The organism is uncultured Campylobacter sp. (assembly GCF_938018145.1).
Classification (GTDB): Bacteria; Campylobacterota; Campylobacteria; order Campylobacterales; family Campylobacteraceae; genus Campylobacter_A.
Genome location: NZ_CALIII010000387.1, coordinates 1 through 2,837, shown reverse-complemented (window position 1 = coordinate 2,837; position 2,837 = coordinate 1). Strand labels below are relative to the sequence as shown.

At 53.0% G+C, this 2,837-nt stretch carries 2 protein-coding genes; both read right to left on the bottom strand.

Translation table 11 applies throughout. The features are described 5' to 3' along the window. Positions 1 to 967: 5'-3' exonuclease H3TH domain-containing protein (locus Q0338_RS08965; RefSeq protein WP_298086450.1), on the bottom strand; the 967-nt coding region annotated here is incomplete at its 3' end. Between the two features lie 205 nt (positions 968 to 1,172). Continuing rightward, on the bottom strand, positions 1,173 to 2,837 hold a 1,665-nt coding region (locus tag Q0338_RS08960; RefSeq protein WP_298086449.1), incomplete at its 5' end, for a molybdopterin-dependent oxidoreductase.

Here is a 2,837-nt window from a genome sequence, read left to right as displayed (position 1 = left end):
GCGTGTCCGCGTCTATGTTTGCCAGCAGTCGCTCGATCTCGCCCTCGTCCGTTAAAAGCCGCGCGTTAAAGCCGAGCTTAAATTCCGCGTTTTCGCCCGCGTTTTCGCTATTTTGCAGCGCTTTTAAAAGGCGATTTAAATCGTATTCGCGCAGAGTATCGGCGACTTTTACGAGCGGATTTTGCTCGGGAAATTCCGCCCTTTTTAGATCGAGCACATCTGGCACGTCGTCAAAGAGCGAGGTTAGGCGCTTGCTCAAAAACGCGCTTTCACGCCCCTCTGCTAGCATGCCGCGGATACGTTCGTTTCGCACTAGCGGCAGGTTTTCGTAGATGCCTTCTAAGCTACCAAATTCATTTAGTAGCCTTTTGGCGCCCACCGCGCCGATGCCTTTGACGCCCGGGATATTATCCGAGCTATCGCCCGCGATCGCGAGAAAATCGCGTATGCAGCTTGGCGGAACTCCGTATTTTTCTATGCAGCTCGCGCTATCGTGGTCGATCTTGCTTTGGGGGCTGTAGATGCTCACTTTGCCGTCCTCGATGAGCTGATAGAGGTCTTTATCGTGCGTTACGATACGTACAAATATATCCCGCTGCTTGCACTCCTTTACGACGCTAGCGATGATGTCGTCGGCCTCGTAGCCTTCGCGGCTCACGGCGGCTAGACCCATTTTTTCTATCATCTCGATACACACGGGCAGCTGCTCTTTTAGCGCGGCGGGCGGCTCGGAGCGGTTGGCTTTATACTCGCCCAGGATCTCGTGGCGCAGCGTTTTGCCCTTGCTATCTAGCGCAAAGATGATGTAGTCGCTGGCAAACTCCTGGCGCAGATTCATGATAAAGCTAGCAAAGCCGCTCACCATGCCGCTTGGCTTGCCTTCGCGGTTTTTTAGTCCGCTCATCGCGTAGTAAAGCCTGAAAAAAAATCCGAAAGTGTCGATGATCGTTAGCGTTTTTTGGCTCATTTTTTATCCTTTTTTTGGGCTAATTTTACAAATTTTAGGCAAAAAAACGGCTGATTTGAAAGCAAATTTAAAATTTAGCGGCGCGGAGCAAGCGCTGGAGCGGTCAAATTTGAGTTAAATTTGACGCTAAATTTGAGCGGGTAAATTTAAAAAGTAGTCAAATTTGAGCGGCCAAATTTAACCGCTCAAATTTAAATCACAAAGCCTAAGCCTCTATCGTCGCGGGCCTATCAAACGCCGTTACGCTCGGCAGTTCGCCTTTAAATTTCTCGATCTGCACCATGCTCGTGTGCGCGGTGTTGCTTTGCGAGAGCTGCGAGCTAGGCACGTCCTTGGTTAGCACGTTTATGTTGCCGTGCTTACATAGGCTGCGCTCGCCCCAGACGGCCGGGTCGTACCACGCGCCTTCGCTTACGATCACGACGTTATCTTGCGCGGTGTCGCTCACCAGCGCGCCGCAGAGTATCTCGCCTCGGTCGTTGTAGATCCTCACTACGTCGCCCGTTTTTATGCCGCGCGCCTTTGCCGTGGCGGGGCTGATGAGCGCGGGTTCGCGGTTTGCGATCTCGGCGTAGTTGCGAAGCAGCGAGCTGTTTAGCTGCGAGTGGAGCCTAAATTTAGAGTGCGCGCCGCTGATGGCGATAGGATACTTGCTCACGTCGCCGCCCAGCCACTCAAACGGCTCCATCCACGTCGCGTGCGGCGGGCAGTCGGCGTAACCTAGCTTTTCGACCGCTTCGGAGTAGAGTTCGATCTTGCCAGACGGCGTTTTTAGCACGTTTTTCTCTGGGTCGGCGCGGAAGTCAGCGTAGTTTGTAAAGTACCGCTTTTTCTCGTCGATCTTATCAAATTTGACATAGCCCTTTTGCCAAAACTCATCAAATTTAGGCATCGCCACTCCCATACCTTCGGCTTGCTTTGCGGCGTTTTCGTAGATTTCCTTCACCCACTCAAGCTCCGTTTTGCCCTCGCTAAAGGCCTGCTCGTACTCCTCGCCCCACTGCGCGCAGATGAGCCGCGCGATCTCAAAGTCGCTTTTGCTCTCGCCCGCGGGCTTTACTAGCGGTTTAATCGCAAAAAGGTATTCGCTAGTAGAGTTTGCAAACTCTATATCCGTGCGCTCGCACTCAAGAGCCGCCGGTAGCACGATGTCGCTGAGCCTTGCCGTACTCGTCCAAAAGGGCTCGGTGGTGATGATCGCTTCGATCTTTTTCATCGCTTCGACCGCGCGGTTGGTATCGGGATGACGGGTGAAGGTCGAGCCGTTGGCGTTAAACATCACTCTAATGTGCGGCATGACGTACTTTTTGCCGTTGCGCTCGATTTGCTTGCCCGGCTCCATGATCGCGTCTATGAGCCTGCTGTTTGGTATCTCGTGGTATTTGGCTTTGGCTAGCTTGCCTTGCGGGGCGATGTATTTTTCGTTTACCGCCGGGTTAAAGGCCTGAAGCTTTGGCGCGACGAAGCTGATATCTGCGTTTTTATGCATCTGATCGTTCATCACGTAGCCGCGCCCCGTCTTGCCGATGTCGCCTAGCATCGCAGCTAGCGTGATCAGCGCCCAGTACGCCATCTCGCCGTGGTGCTGACGCTGTATCGCGTAGCCCGTGACGATGAGCGTGTCTTTTTTAGCTAGCGTACCCGCTAGCTCTTTTAGCTCCTTTTCGCTCACGCCGCAAATTTTACTCGCCCATTTTAGATCCTTTTTCACGCCGTCTTTCGCGCCCGTGAAATAATCCTTAAATTTATCGAACCCGACCGTGTAGCGCTCGATAAATTCCTTGTCGTAAAGCCCGTTTTCGTAAAGATAATCGCAAAGCCCGATCAGCATCGCCGTATCGGTGCAAGGGCGCACGGCTAGATACTGCGC